This window comes from Arthrobacter sp. OAP107, assembly GCF_040546765.1.
Lineage (GTDB): Bacteria > Actinomycetota > Actinomycetes > Actinomycetales > Micrococcaceae > Arthrobacter.
This window is the reverse complement of sequence record NZ_JBEPOK010000001.1, coordinates 3,590,713-3,616,609: the sequence shown is the minus strand read 5'-3', so window position 1 is coordinate 3,616,609 and position 25,897 is coordinate 3,590,713. Positions and strand designations below refer to the sequence as shown.

Sequence of the window (25,897 nt, the reverse complement as noted above, 5' to 3'; positions counted from 1 at the left end):
CCCGGGGGGTGGAAGGACTCAGTGGATGGACGGCACAGTCCTGGGCCGGACCACGAGCCACAGGGCGGCCGCGGCCAGGAAGATGCAGCAGGCCTGGACTGCGCCCATGGGCGTGGCGGAATTTCCGCCCAGCCAGCCCACGACGGGGGAGATGATGCCCGCCATCAGGAACGTGGACGCCCCCAGCAGCGAGGCGGCCGTACCGGCTTGCGCCCCGTGGCTGGCCAGCGCCAGGACCTGCACGCAGGGGAAGGTGAATCCGGTGCCCAGGATGTAGAACCACAGCGGAACCATGACGCCCCAGAGCCCGAACCCCAACTGGTCGAACACCACGATCAGCACGGCCATCAGGAACATCCACGCCGTGGAGCAGGCTAGGATCCACTGCGGCGGGACGCGCTTGATCAGCCGTGAACTCGTCTGCACGCCGGCGACAATGCCCAGCGAGTTGATGCCGAAGAGGAGGCCGTACTGCTGCGGTGAGAAGCCGAAGACGTCCTGGAACAGGAACGGGGAGGCCGAGAGGTAGGTGAACAGGCCGCCGAAGTTCATGCCGCCCAGCATCAGCAGGCCCACGAAGATCCGGTCGGAGAAGAGCACGCCGTACCGCTGCCGGGCCGTCAGGCCGGACTGGCCGCGCTTCTCCCGCGGCAGCGTCTCCCGGACCAGTACGATGGCGGAGACAATGACCGCGGTGCCGTAGCAGGCCAGAAACACGAAGATGCCCGGCCACGGCATGACCAGGAGAAGCTGGGACCCGATGACGGGCGCCAGGATGGGAGCGAGTCCGTTGACCAGCGCCATTCGGGAGAACATCCGGACCATGGCGTAGCCGCTGAAAAGGTCGCGGACCATGGCCATCGCCACCACGCCGCCGCCGGCTGCGCCGATGCCCATGAGGACGCGGAACACGCCGAGGGTGGCGATGTCGGTGGAGAGCGAGGCGCCCAGCGAGGCGGCGATGTGCAGGGCGGTGGCCAGGATCAGCGGCAGCCGGCGCCCGAACTTGTCGCTGAACGGCCCAACCACCAGCTGCCCCAGGGCAAAGCCGACGGTGGTGCCGGTCAGGGTCAGCTGGACGGCGGCTTCCGGAACGTTGAGGCTTGCCTCCAGGGCGGGGAAGGCGGGCAGGTAGAGGTCCACCGTGAACGGCCCGAGGGCGGTCAGGGCGCCGAGTAGAAGGATGTAGAGGAATTTCTGCCGGCGGCTGAGGGCATCGCCCGGGTTGGTGGTGGTCACAGTGAACCATCCTAGGGCTGACAGATCAGACTTTTACAGCGTTGGAGGGCTCGCCGGGGCTATTTCCAGAAGTTCCGGCTGACCCTGAATGATAGTTTTGTCAGCGGGGGCGCGCGGGCGAACCGGAAACCCCCGAAGCAGTGAAGAAAAATCGACAATGGAACCAGTTAGGCGGAACCTATGAGCGGGCGTCACAGCGGGCGGGCCAACCAAGGACTGCGTATCACTGCGCTGCCAAAAACGTTGCGGCTCGCCGTCAAACTGGTGCCACGCCAGCTCAATGACGAGATCGCGCTGGCCAAGATCGAGGCAAAGCGCAAAGGCAAGCAGCTTGGCGTCGCCGGCGCCTTCTTCGGGGTGGCCGCCGTCTTCCTGGCGCTGCTGGTCACCGGGCTGATCGTGGCGGCCATCATGGGCCTGGCCACCATCATGCCGGCCTGGCTGGCGGCTCTGCTGGTCAGCGCCGTCTTCCTGCTCATTGCCCTGATCGGCGGTCTCATTGGTCTCCGGAAGTTCAAGCAGGCGATGCCGCTGATTCCCGAGGACACGGTCCGCGGCCTGAAGCACGACCTGGGCATCGCGAAGGAAGGCTCGGACTTCGACGCCGCCGTGCTTGATCCCAACTCGCCCCAGGCCAAGGCCGCCGCCGAAGCAAAGGCAGCGGAGAAGGCCAAGGAGAAGGCGGACAAGGAAGCCAGGAAGGCTGCCGAGGCCGTGGACGTTCCCGTGGCCACGGAGCCTGAACTCCGCCGCCGCCTGAAGCAGCGCCGTGAACACCTGACCGGTGTGCGGGATGAGCTTGGCGAGGAACTGGACGTCAAAACCCAAGCCCAGGCTTTCCTTGGCGCTGCCAGGAACCGGGCCGCGGAAGGCAACGAGAAGTTCCAGGAGGCCCGCGAACGTGCGGCCGAACGCTTCGCCGCCCTGTCGGCGTCGGCCCGCTCCGGCGCCCCGACGGGCTCCCTGCCCGGGCAGCTCGAGGCGCGCTGGAAGCCGCTCCTGGCCCTCGCTGCCTCAACCGCCGTCCTGCTCACTCTGCTGCGGAAACTTTTCAAGAGCTGAGCCTTGCCCTGAACGAAGACTGTAAGAGGCCGCCGGCCGCTGAGAGGGTGTCCTGATGAGATTCATCGGCGCTGGTTCCCGCCCCGGGCAGCCGCATGTCGATCGCGATCTGGTCTACACCGTCCCCAACCTCCTCACGGTACTTCGCTTCATGGGCGTTCCTATTTTCATCTGGCTTGTGCTGGCCCAGAGGGAATACGGATTGGCCGTGTTGGTGCTCGCCATCATGGGCAGCACTGACTGGGTGGACGGTTACGTCGCCCGGCGGTTCAATCAGACCTCCAAGCTGGGGCGCGTTCTTGACCCCATCGCCGACCGGCTGGCCATGATTGCCGTCGCAGTCACCCTGGTGATCGCCGGCGTCGTGCAGTGGTGGTACCTGGCCGCGCTCGTGGTTCCCGACGCCGTCCTGCTGGGCATGTCACTGTTCTACTTCCGCGGCCACCCGGACCTTCCCGTCAGCCTGGTGGGCAAGGCCCGCACCGGCCTGCTCCTGCTCGGAACTCCGCTCCTTGTGCTGTCGAAGCTGCCCATTCCGTCCGCCGGAGCGTGGTTCGTCGCCGCCTGGGTGGTTCTGGGGCTGGGGCTCGTTGGCCACTGGGTTGCCGCCTACAACTATTTCTGGGCGATCCAACGCAAAGGAAAAATGCTGGCGGCCGACGACGGCGGGAACGGCTGATGGTCTGGGTTGCGGTTTTGCTCGCGGTCATGGGCGCGTTTTGTCTCGCCTTCGGTGCCCAGCGCCAGGGAAGCGCGGTCAAGGCGGACACGGGTGGTCTGGCGCTGAGCTCCAACGGATTCCTCCGCCTCCTGCGGAATCCCCGGTGGGTCTTCGGCCTCCTCCTGCTGTGCATGGGCATGGCCATGAACGCCGTTGCGCTGGTCACGGCACCCCTGACCGTGGTCCAGCCGATCGGCGCCATCGCCCTGGTGATCACCACCGTGGTCAACACCAAGGATCAGGGCCTGAGCATCAACCGCGCCACCGTGGTGGCGATCAGCCTTTGCGTCACGGGATCGGCGCTGTTCGTCCTGCTTGCCGTCAATGTCACGCAGGAAAGCCACCATGTCACGCCTGAGGACGAACTCACGATTGTGCTGCTGCTGTCTCTGGCGGTGGGCATCTTCGGCAGCCTCGCCGCCATGTTCAAGCACCGCATGAGCGCGTTCATCTACATCCTGGGTGCCGGCATCCTGTTTGGCTTCGTGGCAGTGCTGACACGAATAATCGGCAAACACCTGCTGGATCCAAACGGCCTGTTCCTGCTGAACGTGCCCTGGTACTCGCTGGTGGCCATTGCGGCGGCAGGAGGAATGGGGTCATGGTTCGTGCAGAGCGCGTATTCCACCGGTCCGCCGGATCTGGTGATTGCCGGCCTCACCGTGGTGGACCCCATCGTGGGCATCGCGATCGGCATCACGATCCTGGGCGAGCTGCGCCCCGATGTCCACGCCGTCGTGGCGATTGCCATGGGTACGGCGGCAACCCTTGCTATCGTGGGGGTAATCGCCCTGTCACGACACCATCCCGAGGTCACCAAACGGAAGAAGGACGTTCGGAAGGCCACGGGCAGGGCGTCCCACTAGCCGGTTTTTACTGCGGACCAGGCAAGAATGTGCCGGTGCACCACGTGCCGGCCGGCCGGTGTGGTCAGCCGCAGCCGACCACCGTGACCACCAGGAGCTTTCTACGTGACCATGCCCGACGCGCAGCGTCCACTGACCATCCTCATCGCGGCGGACACGTATCCGCCCCACGTTAACGGAGCCGCCCAGTTCGGCTACCGGCTGGCCAAGGGCATGACGGCGCGCGGACACGAAGTCCACGTCCTGGCCTGCCGGCAGGACAAGGGCAAGAGCTTCACGGAGTTCCGCGCCGAAGCCACTGTCCACCGCCTCCGCTCGCACAGCGTGTTCACACACGAGTACTTCAGGGTCTGTTTCCCGTGGGAGATCAAGAAGGAAATCAGCCTGCTGTTCGACAGGGTCCAGCCGGACGTGGTGCACATCCAGAGCCACTACATGATCGGCGAGCACGTCCTGTACGAGGCGGTGAAGCGCGGCGTCCGCGTCGTCGCGACCAACCACTTCATGCCGGAGAACCTCAACCCCTTCCTGCCGTTCCCGCAGTGGTTCAAGGACATCATCGGGAAGATCTCCTGGAAGGACATGGGGAAGGTGATGGGACAGGCGGACGTCGTCACCACACCCACGCCGCTGGCCGCCAAGGCGATGCACCAGCACGCCTTCCTGCGCAAGGTGCTGCCGCTGTCCAACGGCATCGACTCGGCAGCATACGAGCCCAAGCCGGATGAGGTCATTGAACCGCACGAACACCCGACCGTGCTGTTTGCCGGGCGGTTGGCTGAGGAGAAGCACGTTGACGTGCTGATCAAGGCGGTGGCTGCCACCCCTGCCGACCTGAACGTCCATCTTGAAATCGTCGGCGGCGGCGAGGTTCGCCCGTCGCTCGAGGCCCTGGTGGAACGGCTCGGACTGCAGAACCGGGTGAAGTTCCTGGGCCTGGCCAGCGATGACGAACTTCGTGAGGCCTACATCCGGGCCGACCTGTTCTGCATGCCCGGGACCGCGGAACTGCAGTCGCTGGTGACCCTCGAGGCCATGTCGGCTTCCACGCCTGTGCTGCTGGCTGACGCCATGGCCCTTCCGCACCTGGTGCGCGACGGCGAGAACGGCTACCTGTTCAGGCCGAATGACAGCGCGGATCTCGCGGAGAAAATCACCAGGATCTTCCGCCTGCCGGCCGAGGAACGGAAAGCCATGGGCAACGCCAGCCGGTGCATGGTGGAACCGCACAGCATCCAAGGCACCCTGCAGACGTTCGAGGACCTCTACTACGGGGCGAACTATGAGGACAAGGTCGTCTAGGCTCCCTGCCGGCCGAAGCCAGCGGGACCGAAATGGTCTGAAGCCCTTCGCCGGTTTGCTAGAGTAAATCTGCCCCGCCGACGACGGTCCCCACAGGCCGTTGCTGGCAGGGCGGGCCTCCCGTTGCCGGGACGGTGCACGGGGCTATAGCTCAGCTGGTTAGAGCGCGGGACTCATAATCCTAAGGTCCTCGGTTCAAGTCCGAGTAGCCCTACCCCTGAGAGCCCTGGTCTGCGTCTTCGCAGAGCAGGGCTCTTTTCTTTTGCTGCCGTACTGGGATATGTTACTGGCGAGTAACTAACCCGCCGGCGCTCGTTGTTGTTCCATCGCGGACGCCGGCCATTGCAAATGGAGCGCCATGTCCGCCGCCGCAACTGACATCAACAGCCTGCCCTACGCCGACGGCGACTTCTTTTCCTTCGAGCAGCTGCTCAGTTCCAAGGAGCGGGACAGGCTGGCCGAGGTCCGCTCCTTCCTGGTCCGGGAGGTAAAGCCGATAGCGGTGGACTGCTGGAACCGCGGCGAATTTCCCCTCGACCTGATTCCGAAGCTGGCCGAACTCGACCTTGTCAGTCCGGTGCGGCGCCAGGGTCATTCCAACCTCTTTGCCGGCATCGTGCACGCGGAAGTTACCCGGGCAGACACGTCCATTGCCACCTTCATGGGCGTGCATGACGGACTCTTCACCGGTTCCATCGAGGCCCTGGCGTCCCGGGAGCAGCAGGACGCCTGGCTGCCGGACATCTACTCGCTGCGCAAGATTGGGGCCTTCGGGCTGACGGAACCCCTGGGCGGATCCGACGTCGCCGGCGGCACGCGCACCACGGCCAGGCGGGACGGCGACAGCTGGGTACTCAACGGCGCCAAGCGCTGGATCGGCAACGCTACATTCTCTGACTGGGTGGTGGTCTACGCCCGCGACGTGGCCGACAACCAGGTCAAGGCCTTCCTTGTGGACACGGCACTGCCGGGCTTCAGTGCGACCAGGATCGAGAACAAGATCTCGCTGCGGACCGTGCAGAACGCCGACATCATGCTCGATAACGTGGTGGTGCCGGACTTCTTCAAGCTGGCCCACGCCAACAGCTTCCGCGACGCCAACAAGGTCCTGAAGGTCACCCGACTCGCCGTCGCCTGGCAGGCGGTGGGCCAGCAGCTCGCCGCCTTCGATGTGGCCCGGCGCTACGCCGTGGAGCGGCACCAGTTCGGGCGCCCGCTGGCCTCCTTCCAGCTGGTGCAGAGCCAGCTGGTCCAGATCCTGGGCAACGCGGTCAGCTCGATGGGCATGATGGTGCGGCTCTCCCAGCTCGAGGATGCCGGCCAGGCCAAGGACGAGCAGTCGGCCCTGGCCAAGGCGTTCACCACCGCGCGGATGCGGGAAAGTGTCGCCATCGGCCGCAGCCTCCTCGGCGGAAACGGTATTGTGACGGACTTCGAGATGGCAAAAATCTTCGCCGACGCCGAGGCGATCTACTCCTACGAGGGCACGCACGAGGTGAACACCCTCGTGGCCGGCCGGGCCATCACCGGCGTGTCCGCGATCGTTTAGCCGCCCGGCGACCCGCTGCCCATAAGCGGCAGCAGTACCGAGGGCCGCAGGTCGAGGATGAAGGACAGCGGGTTGAGGTACTCGTCGCCGCGGCGGACGCCCCAGTGCACGCATGGCGAGCGGCCGCAGTGGCCCGCCAGCAGGGTTCCCACCACGGCGCCCTTGGCCACGAAGGCGCCCTTTTTGAGTGTGCTCCGTACTGGTTCGAAGCTGCTCCGCAGGCCGTTGCCGTGATCGATGGTGATGACCGGCCGGTCCACCACCACGCCCACAAAGCTGACCGTTCCGGCTTCCGGGGCGGTGACCGGACCGCCGCCGGACGCTGATCCCAGGTCCACGCCCCGGTGCCCGCTCAGCCATGGTTTGTCCGGGGGGTCGAACGGGCGCAGGACCGCCGGCCGCGGCGCAAGCGGCCAGCGCCAGCCTGCCGGCGCCGGGGTGGCGGCCCGGGCGGGGGAGGCCGCTGTCAGGGCGAGCGGCGCCGGGGCAGCGGAATATGCCGGAGCAGCGGAAGGTGCCGGGGCCGCGGAAGGTGCAGGGACCGCCGTCGTGAGCAGGAGTACCGCCGCCATCACGTAAGCTTTCATGCCCCCAGCATGGGCGCCCGATCCGCCTGCCGGAACGGGGCCTTCGGCCTATGTGGAAAACGCCACCCGGCGCGGCAGAACCGGTGCATTTGCCGCGGGCCGCTGTAGTACACTTGGTGGAGCAGTTTGCTGTGCCCTCAACGCATTCCATTTTAGTGGGTCGCGTCAGCACGCCCCATTCAGGAGTGCGGGGGAGCAGCAGCTGACTACGCGTATCCAGCCCTCCACAACCGGTAAGCAGTTGCTTCCTGCTGCGGAGGATTGTGCCTCTTGCGGTCAGGCCCGGCAACGGTCCTGATGAGATGTGCAATGGATGCCAGGAGCCTGTGCCCGCCCGGGCAGGGCTAACTAACCGTCAACTATTGGCAGGGTAAGAGCGGCCGCGGCCGCTCTCATGAATGACCTGCCGGAAGGAGCGTCGGCATGCCCGTCGTAACTATGCGCCAGCTGCTTGACAGCGGCGTCCACTTTGGACACCAGACCCGCCGTTGGAACCCGAAGATGAAGCGCTTCATCTTCACCGAGCGCAACGGCATCTACATCATTGACCTCCAGCAGTCGCTGTCCTACATCGACCGCGCCTACGAGTTCGTCAAGGCCACCGTTGCCCACGGCGGCACCGTGCTGTTCGTCGGCACCAAGAAGCAGGCTCAGGAAGCCATCGCCGAGCAGGCCACCCGCGTTGGCCAGCCGTACGTCAACCAGCGTTGGCTAGGCGGTATGCTCACCAACTTCCAGACTGTTGCCAAGCGTATCCAGCGCATGAAGGAACTCGAAGAGATCGACTTCGACGACGTCGCCGGCTCCGCTTACACCAAGAAGGAACTGCTGCTCCTGCGCCGCGAGCTGACCAAGCTCGAGTCCAACCTCGGCGGTATCCGCAACCTGACCAAGGCACCGTCCGTGCTGTGGGTTGTTGACACCAAGAAGGAGCACCTGGCTGTTGACGAGGCCAAGAAGCTCAACATCCCGGTTGTGGCCATCCTGGACACCAACTGCGATCCGGACGAGGTCGACTTCCCGATCCCGGGCAACGACGACGCCATCCGCTCCGTGAACCTCCTGACCCGCGTTGTTGCTGACGCCGTTGCCGAGGGTTTGATCGCTCGCAACCAGCGCGCAACCGGCACCACCGAGACTCCGGAAGAGCCGCTGGCTGAGTGGGAGCGCGAGCTCCTCGAAGGCAGCAAGGCCGAGGAAGCTCCGGCTGCCGAGGCTGCTCCCGCCGCTGAGGAAGCCCCGGCTGAGGCCGAGGGCACCGACTCCGCGAAGTAACAACTTCATCGGGATTTCCGGTCGCTGTCCGCAGCGCCCGGGCAACTGACCAGGATGGCCGCTCACCCGTGAGCTGCCGTCCTGTCGGTCCGTACACACAAAAATTTTCTAGACAGAGGGGTTCACATGGCGAACTACACTGCCGCTGATATCAAGGCTCTGCGCGAGCGCACCGGCGCCGGCATGATGGATGTCAAGAAGGCTCTCGACGAAGCCAACGGCGACGCCGAGAAGGCGATCGAGATTATCCGCATCAAGGGCCTCAAGGGCGCCACCAAGCGCGAAGGCCGCTCCACCGCCGAGGGCCTGGTTGCTGCCAAGGTCGAGGGCGGCGTCGGCGTAATGATCGAGGTCAACTGCGAGACCGACTTCGTCGCGAAGGCTGACAAGTTCATCCAGCTGGCCGACAAGGTCCTGGCCATCGCCGTCGAGTCCGGCGCTGCCGACCTCGAGACCCTGCTTGCCACCGATGTTGACGGCAAGCCGCTGTCCGAGGTTGTTGTCGAAGAGGGCGCTATCCTCGGCGAAAAGGTTGTTGTCCGCCGCATCGCCCGCATCGAGGGTGCCACGGTAGACGCTTACCTGCACAAGACCTCCAAGGACCTCCCGGCCCAGGTCGGCGTCCTGTTCGCTGTTGACGGCGAAGGCGAAGCAGCTGCAACCGCAGCCCACGACGTCGCCGTGCACATTGCGGCAATGGCTCCGAACTACCTCTCCCGCGAGGACGTTCCGGCGGACCTGGTCGAATCCGAGCGCCGCATCGCCGAGGAAACCGCAAAGGCCGAGGGCAAGCCCGAAGCCGCGATGACCAAGATCGTTGAAGGCCGCGTTACCGGCTTCTACAAGGGTGAGGTCCTGGTTGACCAGGCTTTCGCCAAGGACGCCAAGAAGTCTGTGGCGCAGGTCCTCGAAGAGGCCGGCGTCAAGGGAACCGCCTTCACGCGTTTCCGCGTCGGCTCCTAGTCTGACACGCAAGGGGGTGGCCACTTCGGTGGCCGCCCCTTTTGCATGCACCGGCCCTAAAAGATGTGAGCGCTGGCCGGATGCGCGATAACCTAGCTCCGAGTTCACCAAACGGAAGGCACCATGGAAGCCCTCAACACTCCCGTCCAGTCAGAGAAGAGCAGGCGCCGGGTCCTCCTGAAACTGTCCGGTGAAGTCTTCGGCGGCGGCAAGCTGGGCGTCGACCCGGACACCGTCCGCGCAGTAGCCAAGGAGATCGCCGCGGCCGTTCCTGACGTCGAGGTGGCCATCGTGGTTGGCGGTGGCAACTTCTTCCGCGGCGCCGAACTGTCCCAGAGCGGCATGGACCGTTCGCGTGCCGACTACATGGGCATGCTGGGAACCGTCATGAACTGTCTCGCTCTGCAGGACTTCCTGGAGCAGGCCGGTGTTGAGACCCGGGTCCAGACTGCCATCACCATGGGACAGGTGGCCGAGGCCTATATTCCCCGCCGCGCCATCCGCCATATGGAAAAGAACCGCGTGGTCATCTTCGGTGCCGGCGCAGGCCTGCCGTACTTCTCCACGGACACCGTGGCCGCCCAGCGCGCCCTCGAGGTGCACGCCGACGTGGTGCTCATGGCCAAAAGCGGAGTGGACGGCGTATATACGGCCGACCCGAAGAAGGACCCGGCCGCGGAGAAGCTGGAGAACCTCAGCTACGACGACGCCCTCCGCCGCGACATCCGCGTCATGGACCAGACCGCCATGACCATGTGCAAGGACAACAAGCTCTCCATGGTGGTGTTCGGCATGGAAGGCGAAGGCAACGTCACGCGCGCCATCCGCGGCGAAAAGCTGGGAACGCTGGTCACGCCCTAGTTACAGCTAGGATATTTCTAGGACGGTTCCGCCATTGGGCGGGACCAGGTTTGTGAAATGCCCCGGTTGGCCGGGAACCAATTTCTGAGGAGAGATCGTGATCGAAGAAACCTTGCTCGAAGCCGGAGACAAGATGGATAAGGCGGTTGAGGTAGCCAAGGAAGACTTCGCCTCGATCCGCACCGGGCGGGCAAACCCGGGACTGTACAACAAGGTCATGGTGGAGTACTACGGCACCCCCACGCCGCTGCAGCAGTTGGCGTCCTTCGCCATCCCGGATGCCCGCACCATCCTCATCACGCCGTTCGACAAAACTGCCCTGCGCGACATCGAGCGTGCACTGAGTGATTCCGAGGTCGGTGCCAACCCGTCCAACGACGGCAACGTCATCCGCATCACCATCCCGGAGCTGACGAAGGAACGCCGAAAGGAATACGTCAAGATAGTCAAGTCCAAGGGCGAGGACGCCAAGGTTTCCATCCGCAACATCCGCCGCAAGGCCAAGGAAACCCTGGACCGTCTCGTCAAGGACGGCGAAGCCGGCGAGGATGAGGGCGCCCGCGGCGAAAAGGAACTCGACGTCATCACCAAGCAGCACGTCGACGGCATCGACGAGCTGCTCAAGCGCAAGGAAGCTGAGCTGCTCGAGGTCTGATGGGCCAGGCACAGCAGGCCCCCGGCGCGCGGGCCCGAACCCGGACCCGCCAGCCCAGGCCCAACCCCACACCCCGGGGCGGGGCGCAACCTGCCGGCGGCAATCGCCGTGGGCCTGGCCATGCTCCTTGCGGTGCTCGGCGGGCTGCTCTTCCTGCCGCTGGGCTTCGTTGCCGTCGTCACCACTTTTGCCGCCTTCGGCGTATGGGAGGTCTTCCGCGCGCTCGAAGCGAACGGAACGCGCCTGCCCATCGTGCCCGTCATGGTGGGCACGGTGGCGATGCCGTTCTCTGCCTATTTCGGCGGGCTGGAAAGCCTGCTGTTTGCGATGCTCTCCAGCAGTGTGGCGGTGCTGCTGTGGCGGTCGGTGGAAAGTGCGACCGGCTCGGCGCGCAGCATTTTCGCCGGGGTGTTCGCCCTTGCCTGGGTGCCCTTCCTGATCAGTTTCGCCGCGCTTCCGCTGCACGTCGAAGGCGGCGCCTCCCCGGTGGGACCGTGGCCGGGCGGAACAGTGCCGGAGGGCGCGTGGCAGATTGTCATCCTGCTGCTCCTGGTGGTTTCCAACGACACATTCGGTTACCTCGTCGGCGCGCGGCTGGGCAAACACCCCATGGCGCCCAAGATCAGCCCGAAGAAGTCGTGGGAGGGTTTTGCCGGATCCATCGCGGGCGCCATGCTCGTGGGCATCCTGGCCAGCATCTTCCTGCTGGACAAGCCCTGGTGGGTGGGGGTTGTGCTGGCGATCGGTATGGTCGCTGCCGCCACCGCCGGCGACCTCGCCGAATCGATGGTCAAACGCGAACTCGGCGTCAAGGACATGAGCAGCATCCTGCCAGGACACGGCGGGGTGATGGACCGGCTGGACTCCATCGTGTTCGCCTCGCCGGTGGCCTTCATGCTGTTCGTCCTGTTCTCAGGGGCCTGAGTTTCCCGGCCGGAGCCTGACATTTTCTGGCAGGTGCTTCCGGCACCTGGCCCTGCGCAACGCCCTAGAATAATGCGGTTACGACCCGCCGAAGTAGTATCGAAGGAAACATGGTGAGAGTGGACAGCAAGCGTCAGATTCCCGCGTCGTTCGAACGCGTGGCGCGGACCGACTACGGCTACAACGCCAAGCAGGTGGACCAGTTCCTCCAGCAGGCCCGCGTATCACTGGAGACGCCTGAGGCTGCCGCCCACCCCGTTAAAAGCGCCGACGTCCGGTCTGTGTCCTTCGACCCCGTCAAGGGCGGATACTCGGCCACCGCCGTGGACGCCGCGCTGGACCGGCTTGAAGATGCCTTCGCCCGCAGGGAACGGGACGACCTCATTGCCGAACGTGGCGAGGACGCCTGGCTGCGGCAGATCGGACAGCTGTCCGGGACGCTTCGCGGCCGCCTCCACAGGCCCGACGGCGAGAGGTTCCGCCGCCCGGTCAAGAAAAAGGCGCGCAGCTACAACACCAAGGATGTGGATACCCTGTGCCGGGACCTCATCGGTTACCTGGAGCAGGACAAGCCCCTCAGCGTCGACAACGTCCGCCGGGCAGTGTTCCGGCCCGCGGCCGGCAAGGACGGCTATGAGGAGACCCAGGTGGACGCCTTCCTCGACCGCGTGGTCGAGCTGATGGCCGCCATCGACTGACGGCCTGCCCGGCTGCGTGCCGGCCTGGCAGTTAGGCGACTCACAGCTCAGCGCTCCGTGGCGAGCGGCCGCTCGGGCGTGTGCAGCCGTGTCATCACCCTGGTGATGGTCCGCGGCACCCGGGAACTGGTGGCACGCGAGGCCAGGACCATCACGGTGAAGGCCGCCGGCACCGTCCAGGCCGCGGGCTGCGCCAGCCACGGCGGCGTCCCCGCAACACCGAGCACCGTACCGGCCACCATTGCGCCGCCGCACAGGAGGCCGCCGGTCACCATCCCCGCAATCGCGCCGACATCGGTCAGGCCCCGCCACCAGATGCCGAGCAGCAGAACCGGGCAGATCGTTGACGCCGTGAAGGCGAAGACAAGGCCGACGCTGCCGGCGAGGGCCAGAGAGTCCGTCATGAGCGCCAGGCCCAGCGGAACGGTGATCGAGACCAGTGCCGCCACCCTGAAGCCGCGCACGCTTCCGTCCAGGACGTCCTGGCTGATGACACCGGCCAGCGAGACGACCAGTCCCGACGTCGTGGACAGGAACGCGGCAAAGGCCCCGGCCACGACCAGGGCGGACAGCAGTTCGCCGGCTGGACCCCCGACGAGGCGGCCCGGAAGCAGCAGCACCAGGGCATCCGCCTGCCCCGTCCCGGCCAGATCAGGTGCGAAGAGCCTGCCGGCCAGGCCGAACGCCGTCGGAAAAAGATAGAACACGGACAGCAGGCCCAGCACGATCAGCGTGGTCCGCCTCGCCGAGTGCCCGTCCGGGTTGGTGTAGAAGCGGACCAGGACGTGCGGCAGCCCCAGCGTTCCAAACAGCAGGGCAACGAGGAGTGAAATGCTCTGGTAGGGGCTGGCAGGATCCGCTCCGCCCGGGTTCGTGGCCGCCTCCGCCAGCGGGGGCGAACCGCTGCCTGCCAGCACCAGCAGAATGAAGATGAGGGGCACGGCCAGGGCCGTGAGCTTCAGCCAGTACTGGAAGGCCTGGACGAAGGTGATCGAACGCATGCCGCCGGCCACCACGGTGAGGCACACCACCACCACGACGGCGGTTGAACCGGCCCACGGCGGCAGCCCGGTCGTGGTCCGGATCGTCAGGGCGGCGCCGTGCAGCTGCGGGACGATGTAGAGCCAGCCAACGATAACCACGGCCAGGCTGGTTACGCGGCGCACCGCCCGCGAATCAAGCCTGGCCTCGGTGAAATCGGGAATAGTGTAGGCGCCGGAACGCCGCAGCGGCGCTGCCACGAACAGCAGGAGCATCAGGTACCCGGCCGTGTACCCGACGGGATACCACAGGGCATCCGTGCCGGACAGCAGGATCAGGCCAGCCACGCCCAGGAAGCTCGCCGCAGACAGATACTCCCCGCCGATCGCCGAGGCGTTCCACCAGGGCGGCACCGTCCGGGAAGCCACGTAGAAGTCGCCGGTGGTCCGGGAGATCCGGAGTCCGTAGAATCCGATCACCGCCGTCGCCACGGAAACGGCGGCAACCGCCGCGATGCCCACCACCGGATTCATCGGCGCGTCACTTTCAGATGGATCACTTCCAGGTGCATCACCTTTCCCCGGCGAGGTCGCGGTAGCGGGCCTCGTTCCGTGCCGCGCTGCGGGTGTAGAGCCAGGCGCTGATTCCGGTCACTGGGTAAATCCCGGCCCCCAGCAGGAGCCAGTTGAGCGGAATCCCGGCGACGCGGGTATCAGCCAGACCCGGTATGGCGGCAAGGAGCAGCGGAAAGGCGCCGAGGATCAGCAGGAAGCCGCCGGCCACCACCAGGGCAAGCCGGAGCTGGGAGCGGATGAGCGAACGGACGAACACCTGGCCGACGGCCGACTCCTCGGCGGACTCCCGCGGCTCGGCCGGGGAGTCCGTCGAGATGCGCGACGCCGCACGGGGCGCCGTGACCCTGACGCGCGTCATGCCTGCGGCCGGATCCTGTTTGCCTCAAGCTTCCCGCGGACGGCAGGCAGATGCCGGCGGCTGATCGGCAGCTCGGCGTCCGCCACGCAGACGCTGGGGCGGACCGCGGCGAGCTTGAGGTGGGAGACGTGGGCGAGGGCGACCAGGTAGGAGCGGTGGGTACGGATGAAGCCGGCATCCGCCCACTGCTGTTCCAGGTCAGCCAGGGGAACGCGGATCAGGTAGCTGGCATCGGTGGTGTGGAGCCGGGCATAGTCACCCTGCGCCTGGACGTACGTGACGTCGTCGCGTCGGATCATTCTGGTGGTACCGCCCTGGTCCACGGTGATCATCTCCGGCGCGGTCCCGCCGTCGCGGATCAGTTCACTGATCCGGCCCACGGAGCGGGCCAGCCGCTCGGCCCGCACGGGCTTCAGCAGATAGTCCACAGCCGCCAGTTCGAACGCCTCCAGGGCACAGTCCTCGTCCGCAGTGACAAAAACGACGGCGGGCGGCCGGCTGCTGCGGGATATGGCGCGTGCGATGTCCAGCCCGGACACGGCCGGCATGTGGATGTCGAGGAAGACGGCGTCCACCGACCCGGCTTCGAGGGCGCGCAGGGCCTCGGCGCCGGAGGAGGCTCGGAGGATGGTGCCGATCCGCTCATCCCGGCCCAGGAGGAAGGCCAGCTCCTCGATCGCGGGCAGCTCGTCGTCGGCGACGAGAACGTTAATCATGGTCCTAGGTTAGCTTTCGGTTCAGGCATCGTGGTCCGGCTGGGACTTGGGGACCCGCATGGTGATGAGGGTGCCCTCGCCGGGAGCTGTTTCGATCACCAGGCCGTGCTCGTCGCCGTACACTTGCCGGAGCCGGGCATCGACGTTCCGCAGGCCCACGTGCTCACCGTCCACGTGGCCGGCGAGCATGGACTGCAGCTGCACCGGATCCATTCCCACGCCGTCGTCCTCGATGGTGACCTCCGCGAATGCGCCCGAATCGTCGGCGGAGATGGTGATGTGGCCCGGGCCCTCCTTCGCCTCCAGGCCATGCCGGACAGCATTCTCCACGAGCGGCTGCAGGCTCAGGAACGGGATCACCGTGCTCAGCACCTCAGGCGCGATCCGCAGGCTGACCTGTACCCGCTCGCCGAACCGGGCCCGTTCCAGCAGCAGGTACCTGTCGATGCACCGCAGCTCCTCGGCGAGCGTGGTGAAGTCCCCGTGCCGCCGGAACGAGTACCGGGTGAAGTCCGCGAATTCCACCACGAGTTCCCGCGCCCGGGCCGGATCGGTGTTGATGAAGGAGGCGATGGCGTTCAGCGAGTTGTAGATGAAATGCGGGCTGATCTGGGCGCGCAGGGCCCGCACCTCGGCCTCCATGAGGAGCGTCCGGGAGGCGTCCAGCTCGGCCAGCTCAACCTGCGCGGCCACCCAGTCTGCCACCTCGGCGGTGGCGCGTACCAGCCCTGCGCCCGCCTGCGGGGCGAAGGCGGCCACGGCTCCCACCACGCGTGAGCCGGCCCGGACGGGAGCCACGACGGCGGCCGCGACCGTCCCGGATTTGGGGGAGCGGAGCAACAGGTCCGCGGCGTTGAAAACCTGGGTCCTGCCATTGGCGAGCACGTCCGCGGCGAGCTCCATCAGCCCGGGACGCAGTTCCTCCGCGATCCCGTCCCAGGCCAGCACACCGGACACATCCAGGATGGCCAGCGCGTCACAGCCAAGCAGGGCCCGCAACTGCCGGCTGGCCTTGGCGGCGCCGGCGGGGTTCAGGCCGGTCCGCAGGTGCCGGCCGGCTTTCGAGGCGGCGTGGAGGGTGTTGTAGGTGGCCCGCTCGGCGTCGGTGCCCAGCTCCCGGAACGAGCGCAGCACCTTGAGTCCGACGGCGACGACGGCGGCCACCGCGAGCGCGATGACGGCCACGGCGGCTGCGGAATAGAGAGGGGAGTCCGGCATGCTGCCCAGCGTAGCGCGTGCCGTTTGGCGCAGCATCGCCGCCGTTGGCCGACCGGCCGCGCGCAACCACTGGCATATGGTCCGAACCGCGCCGCACAGTGATGGCAGTCACATTGGCCGGTGGGGTCCGGCCGTGTGGGAGTTCATCTCGATGAGGAGGAATGATGGGTAACGATGCCCGAACCAAGGACGCGGCGGCGTCCGCGGACTTCGAGGAAGTCCTGGCCACGCAGCAGTTCAAGGAGCTGCGCAAGCGCCACCGCAGCTTTGTGTTCCCGATGGCCATCGCGTTTCTGCTCTGGTACTTCGCGTACGTCATCCTTGCCGCCTACGCCGTGGACTTCATGTCCACCAAGGTGTGGGGCAACATCAACGTGGGCATCATCATGGGGCTCCTGCAGTTCGTGACCACGTTCGCCATCACCGGCTGGTACGTCAGCTACTCGAACCGGCGCCTGGACCCGATCGCCGCGGACATCCGGCACGGCATCGAAGGCCACGAGTACGACAAATCCGGCAGCAGCGCACTGGGCGGAGGGGCAAAATGATCGCAATTCCGGCAGCGGTTGACGTCGCGGCGCTGAAGGACACCACGCTGCTGAACATGGGCATCTTCGCCCTGTTCATCGCCGTCACCATGGTCATCGTCCTTCGGGCCAGCCGCAACAACAAGACCGCCGCCGACTACTACGCTGCCGGCCGATCCTTCACCGGCTCGCAGAATGGCACAGCCATCGCCGGCGACTACCTGTCCGCGGCCTCGTTCCTTGGCATCACCGGCGCCATCGCCATCAACGGCTACGACGGCTTCATGTACTCCATCGGCTTCCTGGTGGCCTGGCTGGTGGCGCTGCTGCTGGTGGCGGAGCTGCTCCGGAACACGGGCAAGTTCACCATGGCTGACGTCCTTTCGTTCCGCCTGAGGCAGCGTCCGGTGCGCATCGCGGCCGCCATCTCCACCCTGGCCGTCTGCTTCTTCTACCTCCTGGCCCAGATGGCCGGCGCCGGAAGCCTGATCTCGCTCCTGCTCGGCATCAGTGACTGGGGCGGACAGGCACTGGTGATCATCGTCGTCGGCGCCCTGATGATCATGTACGTCCTGATCGGCGGCATGAAGGGCACCACCTGGGTGCAGATCATCAAAGCCATCCTGCTCATCGCCGGTGCCGCCGTCATGACCCTGTGGGTTTTGGCCATCTACGGGTTCAACCTGTCGAACCTGCTGGGCGGCGCCGTCGACGCAGCCAACAATCCTGCCGTGCTCAACCCGGGGCTGCAGTACGGAAAGACCGAAACGTCGAAGCTGGACTTCATGTCCCTCGGCCTCGCCCTGGTGCTGGGGACGGCCGCCCTGCCGCACGTACTGATGCGGTTCTACACAGTGCCCACCGCAAAGGAAGCCCGCAAATCGGTCGTGTGGTCCATCTGGCTGATTGGGCTGTTCTATCTCTTCACGCTGGTCCTCGGCTACGGCGCCGCCGCACTGGTGGGTGCGGACACCATCAAGGGCGCCCCCGGCGGCGTCAATTCTGCGGCGCCGCTGCTGGCCTTCCACCTGGGCGGACCGCTGCTCCTGGGCTTCATCTCGGCCGTGGCGTTCGCCACGATCCTTGCCGTCGTCGCCGGGCTCACGATCACTGCGGCCGCCTCGTTCGCCCATGACATCTATGCCAACGTCATCGCGAAGGGAAAGGCCGACGCCGGCACTGAAGTTAAGGTGGCCCGCCGCACTGTGATTGTGATCGGCATCCTCGCCATCCTGGGCGGGATCTTCGCCAACGGCCAGAACGTGGCGTTCCTGGTGGCTCTGGCGTTCGCCGTGGCGGCGTCGGCCAACCTGCCCACCATCATCTACTCCCTGTTCTGGCGCCGGTTCACCACACAGGGCGCCATCTGGAGCATGTCTGGCGGGCTCGCGTCGGCCATCATCCTGATCGCGCTCTCCCCGGTGGTGTCCGGCGGAGCCACGTCCATGATCAAAGGCGCCAACTTCGCTGTCTTCCCGCTGAGCAACCCCGGCATCGTGTCCATCCCGCTGGCCTTCCTGCTGGGCTGGCTTGGCACAATCCTGGACAAGAAGCAGGAGGACCGCAGCAAGCAGACGGAAATGGAGGTCCGGTCACTGACGGGGGTGGGCGCCGAGAAGGCCGTGGAGCAGTAGGCGCCTTCTTCGGTTCACTACACGTCCTGGGTGACGCCCACCCCGGCGAGGCCCGGTCTCCGGTGAACCCGGCCTCCAGTAACGTCCGACCGAAAAGGCAAGAGCCCCGCGCGCCGCGCGGGGCTCCTGCCGGGTCTGTCGCCGCCGTGTCTTTTACTGCCGTGTCTGTCGCCGTCGCGCCTGCTGCCGGCGGCGCCTGTCGCCGTCGGGGTGAGCCAACGGCTCAAGGCGAGTGGTGGCCTCCGGAGTGTTGACCGTGCGGCACGGCGAACTGGCCGGCCGTCGACGCGGCGAGTCCCGGCGTCGTGATGGCAGCGACCAGCAGCGCCGCGGCGAAGGCGGCGGCGAGCAGCTGCCCACTACCCAGCCGGCCCGATGAGGGCTGGCCTGATGCTCCATGGCACGGTCCGCCGGGAACACCCCGGGACCTGCGGCCGAGCCACGACGTGGCCGCGAGAACCATGAGGGTCAGCAGCAGGGCGGCGAGGTGGCTGATGCCGAGGCCCGCCATGCCGCTTCCTGCGCCCAGAATGATGGCAACCACGTGCACGGCGGCTGCGGCGGGCAGCAGGATGGCGGAAGTCCGCGGCCGTGGGAAACGGCTCCGTCTCAGCCCGGCCACCGTCCAACCCAGCAGAGCCGCTCCCCAGAGCAGGGCCGCCGCGGCGCCGGCTGCCCTCACGGGGAGGGCAGGGCCGGCGGCGGCAAACAGACTGGAAGCGACGGCGAGGTTGACCGCTGCTGCGCCGAGCCCGGCAAATCCGGCGACGAGCCGCACGGCATCGGAACGGGACATGTCCTGGGTTGCCGGGGTTCCCGCAGTTGCCTGGCTGGCCTGGCTGGTCATCATCTTTCGGTGCGGGGTTTCTAGGCGCGAGCCGTGGCGGGGACCTTGTCCAGGGACAGGCCGACGCCGAGCAGCAGGACGGCGCTCGCCAGGTGGAGAACGTTGTCCGCACCGTTGAGGGCAATGATGTTGAGCGGCGAGCTGAGCAGGAACAGGCCGAGGATGCCCACCAGCAGGTACACGGCACCCACAGCCGTGTTGACGGTGCGCGACAGCTGGATGTCCTTGACGCCGGCGTAGAGCAGGGCAGCGCCGATGGCCAGGTGGATCACGTTATGCAGCGGGTTGACCTCGAAGATGATCAGGTTGGTGCCTTCGGTGGCGAAGAAGCCGACCCCCGGGGTCACGGCGAAGCCGACGAGGCCCACCAGCAGGTAGACGGCTCCGAAAACTGTGGCGACAAGTCGGTTGGGTGAATTGCGCATTGCCCATTTCCTTCCGGTGTGAGCCGGGGCTGTTTCCCCGGCCTGTTTTGCGGAGTCCCGGGCGGACCCCTCGGAAGCAATTCGGGCCTGGTGTGCGCTTGGATGGGTGGGCGGTCAGATGAGGGTCAGGCCTTTGGCCGGAGCTTGATGGTGACCAGCTTGAGATCGTCCTTGCCGGCGAAGCGGTACACGAGTTCGATGTCCTTGCCAGGGCATTTGATGAGTCCGGCGACATCCGCGATATTGTTCTCGTTCTGCGTACTGACTTTGAGGTCGTCGTAGGCCGTGGTGCAGGCCGGCTCCAGCTGGAGGCTCCTGACGCCGGAAGCGAATTCCTCGCGGCTCAGCTGCTCCTTGAGGCTGGGGTCCATGTAGTCGTTATAGGCCTTGTCCGTATCCCCGGCGATGACCAGCTTGGTGAAGCCGTCGGCGAGGTCCCCCGCCTGCCGGGTGGCACCGCCCACAAGGTTCACCAGCAGCAGCACCCCGACGACCACCAGCAGGAGCACGCCAGCGACAATGCCCACGACAATCCAGAGGCCCTTCCGGCTTTTGGCCGGAGGCAGGCCGGGCAAACCGAACGGCGAAGTCGGGAGCGACCGCCGGCCCAGGGGTTGCCGGGGGCCGGATGAATGCGGTCCAGGTTGCTGTGGTCCCGGCTGGTAGGGGCCCGGGCTGCTGCGGACCAGACTGCGGGGGGCCGGGCTGCTGCGGGGGGAGCGGGGGATTGCTCAAGGGTGGGCCTTTCCGGCACCGCACCAGCGGCGCTCCATCTAACGGGGCACAGCCGGCGCCCGGTCACTTTTGTGGAATAGCCTATAGCGCCGGTGGCCCGAAACAGCGATGTTGTCCCGTGGTTACGGCCGTCCGCTCCGGTCAGACTTCTGCTGAGTTGCGCTCAAGCAGTGGTTGGATCCGGAAAGGTATCAGTTCACCCATGGCCAGGGCCGTATCGGTCCTCTCGACACCGTCGCAGGCCAGGATCTTCCCGTTGATCCGGAAGAGGTCCTCGGCGTCCAGTGCCACTACGCGCAGCAGCAGGTCCGCTGAGCCCGTCAGGCCGTAGCCCTCAAGGATCTCCGGTACGGCGGCCAACTCCTCGGCGAGGGAGCCAAGCTTTTGCTGCTGGACATGCACTGAGATGAAAGCCATCAGCGGATAGCCCAGGGACACCGGATTGATGCGCCGCTCGAACGAAAGGAATGCGTGCTTCTTCTCGAGCTGGGCCATCCGCGCCTGGACGGTGTTGCGCGAAAGCCCGAGCTTCTGCGCGAGGGCCACCACGGTGCGGCGGGGGTCCTGCGCCAGGGCGGAGAGCAGCCGGGTGTCAGTGCCATCCAAAGCTTGCATAATGCGCAAGGCTAGCACGGTCTGGAGCCGCCAGACAGTGCATAGTGCTCAGTTTTAGCAGCAGTGGTTGTACCACCTGAACATTGTGAGTATGGTCACAATTAACCGGGGCAAAGGCGCCCGGGAGGCCGGAATGCGGCGGTATCACGAGTCCTGCCGCGGGATGGTTACACGACGTCAGAAGGTTGCGGCAACAGTGGTGACAGACGATGCGGCCCAGGGCGGAACAGCCGCCGGCCAGGACAACAAGACAGGGCACCAGGGTGGCGCTGGCCACAGCATGGTCCAGCTGATTACCCCCGCGGGGGAGCGCGTCAGCCATCCGGAATATGACCCTTGGGTCAAGGACGTATCAGACGAGCAGCTGTGCTCGCTTTACGAGGATCTGGTGGTGATCCGGCGGATCGACAAAGAGGCCACCGCGCTGCAGCGGCAGGGCGAACTGGGTCTCTGGCCGCCGCTCTTGGGCCAGGAGGCTTCGCAGGTGGGATCCGTGCGGGCCCTGCGGGATGACGACTTTATTTTTCCGAGCTACCGCGAGAACGGTGTGGCGTATTGCCGCGGGGTGGACGTGAAGGACATCCTGCGTGTCTGGCGCGGTGCAGCTTCCGGCGGCTGGGACCCGTACAAGTTCAACCTGGCCATCCCGCAGATCGTCATCGGCGCCCAGACCCTGCACGCCACCGGCTATGCCATGGGAATCCAGAACGACGGTGCCGATTCCGCTGCCATCGTCTACTTCGGCGACGGCGCCACCAGCGAGGGCGACGTCAGCGAGGCTATGGTCTTCGCCGCCAGCTACCAGGTCCCGCTGGTGTTCTTCTGCCAAAACAATCACTGGGCCATCTCCGAACCGGTGCGCGTCCAGTCCCATACCCAGCTTGTGGAGCGCGGGACCGGATTCGGCATCCCCAGCATGCGGATCGACGGCAACGACGTGCTGGCGGTCATGGCGGCCACCCGGGTCGCCCTCGACCGGGCCCGCCGGGGCGGCGGTCCCACGTTCATCGAGGCCGTCACTTACAGGATGGGCCCGCATACGACGGCGGATGATCCCACCCGCTACCGCGACCCCAATGAGCTCGAGGACTGGGCAGCAAAGGATCCGATCGGCCGGGTCCATGCCCTGCTTGACCGGAAGGGCCTGTTCACCGAAGAGTTCGAAACCAGCGTGCGGACCAAGGCAGACGCCGTCGCCCGTGACCTGCGCGCCGGTTGCGTGGGCATGCCGGACCCAGAACCCCTCGACGTTTTCAAGCACGTGTACAGCACCCCCAATTCCTGGCTGGACCGCCAGCAGGACCACTACTCCCGTTACCTTGCCTCCTTCGGCGATCCCGAAGCGGCAGAACAAGAAGAAGGTGCACGCTGATGATGCAGATGACCTTTGCGCGGGCATTGAACTCCGGCCTCCGCAGATCCCTCGACAACGATCCCAAAGTGATCCTCATGGGCGAGGACATCGGCACCCTGGGCGGCGTGTTCCGCGTGACCGACGGACTGCAGAAGGACTTTGGCAAGCACCGCGTCGTGGACACGCCGCTGGCAGAGTCCGGCATTGTGGGCACCGCGGTTGGCCTGGCCTACCGCGGGTACCGGCCGGTGGTGGAAATCCAGTTCGACGGCTTTGTCTACCCCGCGTTCGACCAGATCGTGTCCCAGGTGGCGAAGATGCATTACCGCAGCCGCGGCACCGTGAAAATGCCCATCACCATCCGCATTCCCTTCGGCGGGGGGATCGGCTCGCCGGAGCACCACTCCGAGTCGCCTGAGGCTTACTTCGCGCACACGGCAGGCCTGCGCGTGGTCACCCCGGCCAGCCCGCAGGACGCCCACACCATGATCCAGCAGGCCATTGCCTGCGATGACCCCGTCGTGTTCTTTGAACCCAAGCGCCGTTACCACGACAAAGGCGAGGTGGACGAGACGCTGGATCCCAATTCTGCCCCGCCAATGGGGCAGGCCCGCGTGGTTACGGACGGCAGCGACGTCACCCTCGTGGCGTACGGGCCTTTGGTGAAGACGGCCCGCGATGCTGCCACGGCGGCCGCGGACGAGGGCGTCTCGGTTGAGGTCATTGACCTGCGCTCCCTCGCGCCGGTGGATTTCGCCACCGTGGAGGCTTCGGTCCGGAAGACGGGCAGGCTGGTGGTCACCCACGAAGCCGGCCAGTCGGGCGGGCTCGGCGCCGAGGTTGCCGCCAGCATCACCGAGCGCTGCTTCTACCACCTTGAGGCGGCACCGGTCCGCATCACCGGGTTTGACGTGCCGTACCCCTATTCGAAGGTGGAGATGCACCACCTGCCGAATCTGGACCGGATCCTCGACGGCGTCGACCGCGCGCTGGGCCGGCCGAATTCGCTGAGCGGGCTGGAAGGATGACCGCCACCATGATCAAGGAATTCCGGCTGCCCGATCTCGGCGAAGGACTGACCGAATCCGAAATCGTCAGCTGGAAGGTGGGCGTGGGGGACACCGTCAGCCTGAACCAGATCATCGCCGAGGTGGAGACCGCCAAGGCAGTGGTGGAGCTGCCCTCACCGTTCGCGGGCGTGATCACGGCCCTGCATGAACAGCCGGGAACGGTGGTGGAGGTGGGGAAGCCGATCGTCTCGTTCGAGGTAAAGGACGACGCCGGTAACCAGCCCGGCGCCGCCGCGACGGCTGACGCGGCGCTCCCCAGGAGGGAGCCCAACCTCGTCGGGTACGGCGCCGTCGTCGAAAGCACCGGGCGTCCGGTCCGGCGGCAGCGCGCCCTGGTGGAGGCCGCCGCTCCGGTGGAGGCCGCCCCGCAGGTTGAGCCTGCCCCGCAGGTTGAGCCTGCCCCGCCGGTTGAGCCTGCCGAAACCGGGTCTGTCGAAAGCAGGGGGCAGGACACCCGCCCCGCCGAGCGGCCCCGTTCCACGCCGCCCGTCCGGAAGCTGGCCAAGGACCTTGGCGTGGACCTCGAAAAGGTGGCGGGGGCCGGCCCGGGCGGGCTGATTACCCGTGACGACGTGCGCAATTTCGTCGGCGGCGGGGACCTGCCTGCGGCCGCCCAGGAGTTGGCGGCACAGGAAACGGCACCGCAGTCCGCGGCGGCCCGGGGTGAGCGCGAGGTGCGTACGCCCATCAAGGGTGTCCGCAAATACACTGCCGCGGCCATGGTCAGCAGCGCCTTCACGGCACCGCATGTGACGGAGTTCCTGACTGTCGACGTCACTCCGGCGATGGAGCTGCTGGCCAGGCTGAAGGAAAGCAAGCCCTTTGCCGGCCACAAGCTCACCCCGCTGACCCTCGTGTCCAAGGCTGTCCTGATTGCCCTGCGGCGCAATCCGGGCCTCAATGCCAGGTGGGACGAGGCCAACCAGGAGATCGTTCAGTTCAACTACGTGAACCTCGGCATCGCGGCCGCCACCCCGCGCGGGCTCACGGTTCCCAACATCAAGGATGCCGACCGGCTGACGTTCGTCGATCTCTCCACGGCGCTCGCGGAGCTGACGGATACGGCCAGGGCCGGCAAGACCAGCCCGGAAGACCTCTCGGGCGGCACCATCTCCATCACCAACATCGGTGTCTTCGGCATTGACGCCGGCACTCCCATCCTCAACCCGGGTGAGGCCGCGATCCTCGCCGTGGGCGCCGTTCGCAAGACTCCCTGGGAGTACCAGGACCAGGTCGCGCTCAGGCAGGTCATGACGCTGAGCCTGTCCTTCGACCACCGGCTGGTCGACGGAGAACAGGGATCCAGGTTCCTGGCCGACGTCGGCGCCCTCCTCGCGGATCCCGGCATGGCCTTCGCGATGGCGTAGCCGCAGCCCGAAACCAAAGGAAAACCGGAAGGTCGTGGGCCGTCAGGGGGCGGCCGGGGCAGCAGGCTACTCCGCGAGCGGGCTTGTAGTCACCAGCAGGGCCGCCAGAGCCATGTTCTCGAGAAGCGGCCGCGCCGACCTGATGGCCACGCGCCGGCCGTGGGTGCGGACCGAGTGCGGAGTGGAGTTGATCAGTCCGAACGTCGCGTGGGCGCGCATGCGGAGATCGGCCGTGTCGGTGGTTCCGTGGATGCCTGCAAGCACGTCCACCCACACTTCCACGTAGCTGCGCTGCAGGGCCCGCACCTGTGCCTGGTCCTCGCTGGCCAGGTTGCTGAAATCCCGATCCTGCACGCGGATCACGTCGGGGTTGCTGAGGGCAAAGTCCACGTGGAACTGCACCAGCCGGGCCAGCGCCGCGGAGGGATCGGCGGCATCGGCAACCACGTGGCGGCCACCGTCGAGCAAGTCCTGGCTGACGGTGAGCAGCAACGCGCCCAGTACGGCCTGTTTTCCGGGGAAGTGGCGGTATACGGCGGGTCCGCTCACGCCAGCCGCGGCGCCCAGGTCCTCGAGGGAGACCCGGTTGAACCCGTTGACGGCAAAGAGCGTGGCCGCAGCGGACAGGAGCGCCTGCCGGCGGGATTCCTTCGCCCGGCTGCGCTGCGTGGGGACGGACGCCTCATGGCCGGCAGCGGCCTGGGCAGGAGCGGTGAGCTCTCCGTGATCTGTGGTGGGCACATTTCCTCCTCGGAACCCAAGAACTCTACCAA

General features: G+C 66.4%; 26 protein-coding genes, 1 tRNA gene and 1 pseudogene. 17 read left to right on the top strand and 11 right to left on the bottom strand.

What is annotated here, in order from left to right; genetic code table 11:
• Positions 1 to 18: 18 nt before the first annotated feature.
• The gene (locus tag ABIE00_RS16645; protein WP_331573865.1) at positions 19 to 1,239 is read right to left on the bottom strand and encodes a multidrug effflux MFS transporter; all 1,221 of its coding nucleotides are present in this window, start codon (positions 1,237 to 1,239) and stop codon (positions 19 to 21) included.
• A gap of 180 nt (positions 1,240 to 1,419) precedes the next feature.
• Here ABIE00_RS16645 and ABIE00_RS16640 point away from each other — a divergent pair, with 180 nt between their 5' ends.
• From ABIE00_RS16640 to ABIE00_RS16615, 6 genes are all read left to right on the top strand, one after another.
• Positions 1,420 to 2,301: a phage holin family protein gene (locus tag ABIE00_RS16640; RefSeq protein WP_354261835.1), complete on the top strand. Its 882-nt coding sequence runs from the start codon at positions 1,420 to 1,422 to the stop codon at positions 2,299 to 2,301.
• Between the two features lie 55 nt (positions 2,302 to 2,356).
• Entirely contained in the window at positions 2,357 to 2,980 is a 624-nt protein-coding gene (locus ABIE00_RS16635) for a CDP-alcohol phosphatidyltransferase family protein (protein WP_354261834.1), read from the top strand.
• Positions 2,980 to 3,888, top strand: a complete 909-nt coding sequence (locus ABIE00_RS16630; protein WP_331573859.1) for a DMT family transporter — start codon at positions 2,980 to 2,982, stop codon at positions 3,886 to 3,888. The genes ABIE00_RS16635 and ABIE00_RS16630 overlap by 1 nt, the downstream gene beginning before the upstream one ends.
• A 105-nt stretch (positions 3,889 to 3,993) precedes the next feature.
• Positions 3,994 to 5,190, top strand: coding sequence for a glycosyltransferase (locus tag ABIE00_RS16625; RefSeq protein ID WP_354261833.1), 1,197 nt, complete (start codon positions 3,994 to 3,996; stop codon positions 5,188 to 5,190).
• A gap of 140 nt (positions 5,191 to 5,330) precedes the next feature.
• A tRNA-Ile gene (locus ABIE00_RS16620) sits at positions 5,331 to 5,404 on the top strand.
• Positions 5,405 to 5,548: 144 nt separating this feature from the next.
• Positions 5,549 to 6,739: an acyl-CoA dehydrogenase family protein gene (locus tag ABIE00_RS16615; RefSeq protein ID WP_354261832.1), complete on the top strand. Its 1,191-nt coding sequence runs from the start codon at positions 5,549 to 5,551 to the stop codon at positions 6,737 to 6,739.
• On the opposite strand, the gene ABIE00_RS16610 is transcribed toward ABIE00_RS16615, so the two are convergent.
• Positions 6,736 to 7,326, bottom strand: coding sequence for a M23 family metallopeptidase (locus tag ABIE00_RS16610; RefSeq protein WP_354261831.1), 591 nt, complete (start codon positions 7,324 to 7,326; stop codon positions 6,736 to 6,738). The genes ABIE00_RS16615 and ABIE00_RS16610 overlap by 4 nt on opposite strands.
• 423 nt (positions 7,327 to 7,749) lie before the next feature.
• Between ABIE00_RS16610 and rpsB the strand changes: the two genes are divergently transcribed.
• The 6 genes and pseudogenes from rpsB to ABIE00_RS16580 all read left to right on the top strand — a co-directional run bounded on the left by rpsB (position 7,750) and on the right by ABIE00_RS16580 (position 12,702).
• Positions 7,750 to 8,601: a 30S ribosomal protein S2 gene (gene rpsB, locus ABIE00_RS16605; RefSeq protein WP_003805931.1), complete on the top strand. Its 852-nt coding sequence runs from the start codon at positions 7,750 to 7,752 to the stop codon at positions 8,599 to 8,601.
• Positions 8,602 to 8,727: 126 nt separating this feature from the next.
• Positions 8,728 to 9,564, top strand: coding sequence for a translation elongation factor Ts (gene tsf, locus ABIE00_RS16600; protein ID WP_306921968.1), 837 nt, complete (start codon positions 8,728 to 8,730; stop codon positions 9,562 to 9,564).
• Between the two features lie 123 nt (positions 9,565 to 9,687).
• Complete coding sequence (pyrH, locus tag ABIE00_RS16595) at positions 9,688 to 10,425, top strand: UMP kinase (protein ID WP_354261830.1); 738 nt, start codon at positions 9,688 to 9,690, stop codon at positions 10,423 to 10,425.
• Between the two features lie 97 nt (positions 10,426 to 10,522).
• Entirely contained in the window at positions 10,523 to 11,080 is a 558-nt protein-coding gene (gene frr, locus ABIE00_RS16590; RefSeq protein ID WP_354261829.1) for a ribosome recycling factor, read from the top strand.
• Positions 11,080 to 12,004, top strand: a pseudogene (locus ABIE00_RS16585) (phosphatidate cytidylyltransferase). The gene frr and the pseudogene ABIE00_RS16585 overlap by 1 nt, the downstream one beginning before the upstream one ends.
• Before the next feature lie 110 nt (positions 12,005 to 12,114).
• On the top strand, positions 12,115 to 12,702 hold the full coding sequence (locus ABIE00_RS16580; protein WP_502914221.1) for a DivIVA domain-containing protein: 588 nt from the start codon (positions 12,115 to 12,117) through the stop codon (positions 12,700 to 12,702).
• 47 nt (positions 12,703 to 12,749) lie between these two features.
• On the opposite strand, the gene ABIE00_RS16575 is transcribed toward ABIE00_RS16580, so the two are convergent.
• Genes ABIE00_RS16575 through ABIE00_RS16560 form a run of 4 tightly spaced genes read right to left on the bottom strand, consistent with a single transcriptional unit; the run spans position 12,750 to position 16,550 of the window.
• Positions 12,750 to 14,216, bottom strand: a complete 1,467-nt coding sequence (locus ABIE00_RS16575) for a sodium/solute symporter (protein WP_354261828.1) — start codon at positions 14,214 to 14,216, stop codon at positions 12,750 to 12,752.
• 37 nt (positions 14,217 to 14,253) lie between these two features.
• Positions 14,254 to 14,616, bottom strand: a complete 363-nt coding sequence (locus ABIE00_RS16570; protein ID WP_354261827.1) for a DUF485 domain-containing protein — start codon at positions 14,614 to 14,616, stop codon at positions 14,254 to 14,256.
• Positions 14,613 to 15,332: a LytR/AlgR family response regulator transcription factor gene (locus tag ABIE00_RS16565; protein ID WP_354261826.1), complete on the bottom strand. Its 720-nt coding sequence runs from the start codon at positions 15,330 to 15,332 to the stop codon at positions 14,613 to 14,615. The genes ABIE00_RS16570 and ABIE00_RS16565 overlap by 4 nt, the downstream gene beginning before the upstream one ends.
• Before the next feature lie 21 nt (positions 15,333 to 15,353).
• Positions 15,354 to 16,550: a sensor histidine kinase gene (locus tag ABIE00_RS16560; RefSeq protein ID WP_354261825.1), complete on the bottom strand. Its 1,197-nt coding sequence runs from the start codon at positions 16,548 to 16,550 to the stop codon at positions 15,354 to 15,356.
• A gap of 164 nt (positions 16,551 to 16,714) precedes the next feature.
• Here ABIE00_RS16560 and ABIE00_RS16555 point away from each other — a divergent pair, with 164 nt between their 5' ends.
• Both ABIE00_RS16555 and ABIE00_RS16550 read left to right on the top strand, forming a co-directional pair.
• Positions 16,715 to 17,098 carry a DUF485 domain-containing protein gene (locus ABIE00_RS16555; protein WP_354263388.1) on the top strand — a complete coding sequence of 128 codons (384 nt, stop codon included), beginning with the start codon at positions 16,715 to 16,717 and terminating at the stop codon, positions 17,096 to 17,098.
• Entirely contained in the window at positions 17,095 to 18,711 is a 1,617-nt protein-coding gene (locus ABIE00_RS16550) for a monocarboxylic acid transporter (RefSeq protein WP_354261824.1), read from the top strand. Before ABIE00_RS16555 ends, ABIE00_RS16550 begins: the two co-directional genes overlap by 4 nt.
• Positions 18,712 to 18,934: 223 nt before the next feature.
• On the opposite strand, the gene ABIE00_RS16545 is transcribed toward ABIE00_RS16550, so the two are convergent.
• The 4 genes from ABIE00_RS16545 to ABIE00_RS16530 all read right to left on the bottom strand — a co-directional run bounded on the left by ABIE00_RS16545 (position 18,935) and on the right by ABIE00_RS16530 (position 21,333).
• The gene (locus tag ABIE00_RS16545) at positions 18,935 to 19,561 is read right to left on the bottom strand and encodes a hypothetical protein (protein WP_354261823.1); all 627 of its coding nucleotides are present in this window, start codon (positions 19,559 to 19,561) and stop codon (positions 18,935 to 18,937) included.
• 17 nt (positions 19,562 to 19,578) lie between these two features.
• Complete coding sequence (locus ABIE00_RS16540) at positions 19,579 to 19,983, bottom strand: DUF4383 domain-containing protein (protein WP_354261822.1); 405 nt, start codon at positions 19,981 to 19,983, stop codon at positions 19,579 to 19,581.
• A gap of 125 nt (positions 19,984 to 20,108) precedes the next feature.
• Complete coding sequence (locus tag ABIE00_RS16535) at positions 20,109 to 20,510, bottom strand: hypothetical protein (RefSeq protein WP_354261821.1); 402 nt, start codon at positions 20,508 to 20,510, stop codon at positions 20,109 to 20,111.
• Positions 20,511 to 20,859: 349 nt separating this feature from the next.
• A complete protein-coding gene (locus ABIE00_RS16530; RefSeq protein ID WP_354261820.1) occupies positions 20,860 to 21,333 on the bottom strand; it encodes an Lrp/AsnC family transcriptional regulator in 474 nt (157 codons plus the stop codon).
• A gap of 196 nt (positions 21,334 to 21,529) precedes the next feature.
• Between ABIE00_RS16530 and pdhA the strand changes: the two genes are divergently transcribed.
• The 3 genes from pdhA to ABIE00_RS16515 are packed head-to-tail and all read left to right on the top strand — an operon-like array spanning position 21,530 to position 25,124.
• Positions 21,530 to 22,705, top strand: a complete 1,176-nt coding sequence (gene pdhA / locus ABIE00_RS16525) for a pyruvate dehydrogenase (acetyl-transferring) E1 component subunit alpha (RefSeq protein WP_502914290.1) — start codon at positions 21,530 to 21,532, stop codon at positions 22,703 to 22,705.
• Positions 22,705 to 23,715, top strand: coding sequence for an alpha-ketoacid dehydrogenase subunit beta (locus ABIE00_RS16520; RefSeq protein ID WP_354261819.1), 1,011 nt, complete (start codon positions 22,705 to 22,707; stop codon positions 23,713 to 23,715). Before pdhA ends, ABIE00_RS16520 begins: the two co-directional genes overlap by 1 nt.
• Positions 23,712 to 25,124, top strand: a complete 1,413-nt coding sequence (locus ABIE00_RS16515) for a dihydrolipoamide acetyltransferase family protein (protein ID WP_354261818.1) — start codon at positions 23,712 to 23,714, stop codon at positions 25,122 to 25,124. The genes ABIE00_RS16520 and ABIE00_RS16515 overlap by 4 nt, the downstream gene beginning before the upstream one ends.
• Before the next feature lie 66 nt (positions 25,125 to 25,190).
• On the opposite strand, the gene ABIE00_RS16510 is transcribed toward ABIE00_RS16515, so the two are convergent.
• Positions 25,191 to 25,865 (bottom strand): SACE_7040 family transcriptional regulator, encoded by a 675-nt coding sequence (locus ABIE00_RS16510; RefSeq protein ID WP_354261817.1) that lies wholly within the window; start codon positions 25,863 to 25,865, stop codon positions 25,191 to 25,193.
• Positions 25,866 to 25,897 lie beyond the last annotated feature (32 nt).

What these genes read in the sequence shown, in the direction of transcription:
- ABIE00_RS16540 (WP_354261822.1), bottom strand. Translation starts at nt 19,983, where the DNA reads ATGCGCAATTCACCCAACCGACTTGTCGCCACAGTTTTCGGAGCCGTC.
- ABIE00_RS16570 (WP_354261827.1), bottom strand. Translation starts at nt 14,616, where the DNA reads ATGACGCGCGTCAGGGTCACGGCGCCCCGTGCGGCGTCGCGCATCTCG.
- ABIE00_RS16615 (WP_354261832.1), top strand. Translation starts at nt 5,549, where the DNA reads ATGTCCGCCGCCGCAACTGACATCAACAGCCTGCCCTACGCCGACGGC.
- ABIE00_RS16560 (WP_354261825.1), bottom strand. Translation starts at nt 16,550, where the DNA reads ATGCCGGACTCCCCTCTCTATTCCGCAGCCGCCGTGGCCGTCATCGCG.
- ABIE00_RS16530 (WP_354261820.1), bottom strand. Translation starts at nt 21,333, where the DNA reads ATGCAAGCTTTGGATGGCACTGACACCCGGCTGCTCTCCGCCCTGGCG.
- rpsB (WP_003805931.1), top strand. Translation starts at nt 7,750, where the DNA reads ATGCCCGTCGTAACTATGCGCCAGCTGCTTGACAGCGGCGTCCACTTT.
- ABIE00_RS16515 (WP_354261818.1), top strand. Translation starts at nt 23,712, where the DNA reads ATGACCGCCACCATGATCAAGGAATTCCGGCTGCCCGATCTCGGCGAA.
- ABIE00_RS16550 (WP_354261824.1), top strand. Translation starts at nt 17,095, where the DNA reads ATGATCGCAATTCCGGCAGCGGTTGACGTCGCGGCGCTGAAGGACACC.
- ABIE00_RS16580 (WP_502914221.1), top strand. Translation starts at nt 12,115, where the DNA reads ATGGTGAGAGTGGACAGCAAGCGTCAGATTCCCGCGTCGTTCGAACGC.
- ABIE00_RS16545 (WP_354261823.1), bottom strand. Translation starts at nt 19,561, where the DNA reads ATGATGACCAGCCAGGCCAGCCAGGCAACTGCGGGAACCCCGGCAACC.
- ABIE00_RS16640 (WP_354261835.1), top strand. Translation starts at nt 1,420, where the DNA reads ATGAGCGGGCGTCACAGCGGGCGGGCCAACCAAGGACTGCGTATCACT.
- ABIE00_RS16630 (WP_331573859.1), top strand. Translation starts at nt 2,980, where the DNA reads ATGGTCTGGGTTGCGGTTTTGCTCGCGGTCATGGGCGCGTTTTGTCTC.
- ABIE00_RS16520 (WP_354261819.1), top strand. Translation starts at nt 22,705, where the DNA reads ATGATGCAGATGACCTTTGCGCGGGCATTGAACTCCGGCCTCCGCAGA.
- ABIE00_RS16610 (WP_354261831.1), bottom strand. Translation starts at nt 7,326, where the DNA reads ATGAAAGCTTACGTGATGGCGGCGGTACTCCTGCTCACGACGGCGGTC.
- ABIE00_RS16635 (WP_354261834.1), top strand. Translation starts at nt 2,357, where the DNA reads ATGAGATTCATCGGCGCTGGTTCCCGCCCCGGGCAGCCGCATGTCGAT.
- tsf (WP_306921968.1), top strand. Translation starts at nt 8,728, where the DNA reads ATGGCGAACTACACTGCCGCTGATATCAAGGCTCTGCGCGAGCGCACC.
- pyrH (WP_354261830.1), top strand. Translation starts at nt 9,688, where the DNA reads ATGGAAGCCCTCAACACTCCCGTCCAGTCAGAGAAGAGCAGGCGCCGG.
- ABIE00_RS16575 (WP_354261828.1), bottom strand. Translation starts at nt 14,216, where the DNA reads ATGAATCCGGTGGTGGGCATCGCGGCGGTTGCCGCCGTTTCCGTGGCG.
- ABIE00_RS16555 (WP_354263388.1), top strand. Translation starts at nt 16,715, where the DNA reads ATGGGTAACGATGCCCGAACCAAGGACGCGGCGGCGTCCGCGGACTTC.
- ABIE00_RS16565 (WP_354261826.1), bottom strand. Translation starts at nt 15,332, where the DNA reads ATGATTAACGTTCTCGTCGCCGACGACGAGCTGCCCGCGATCGAGGAG.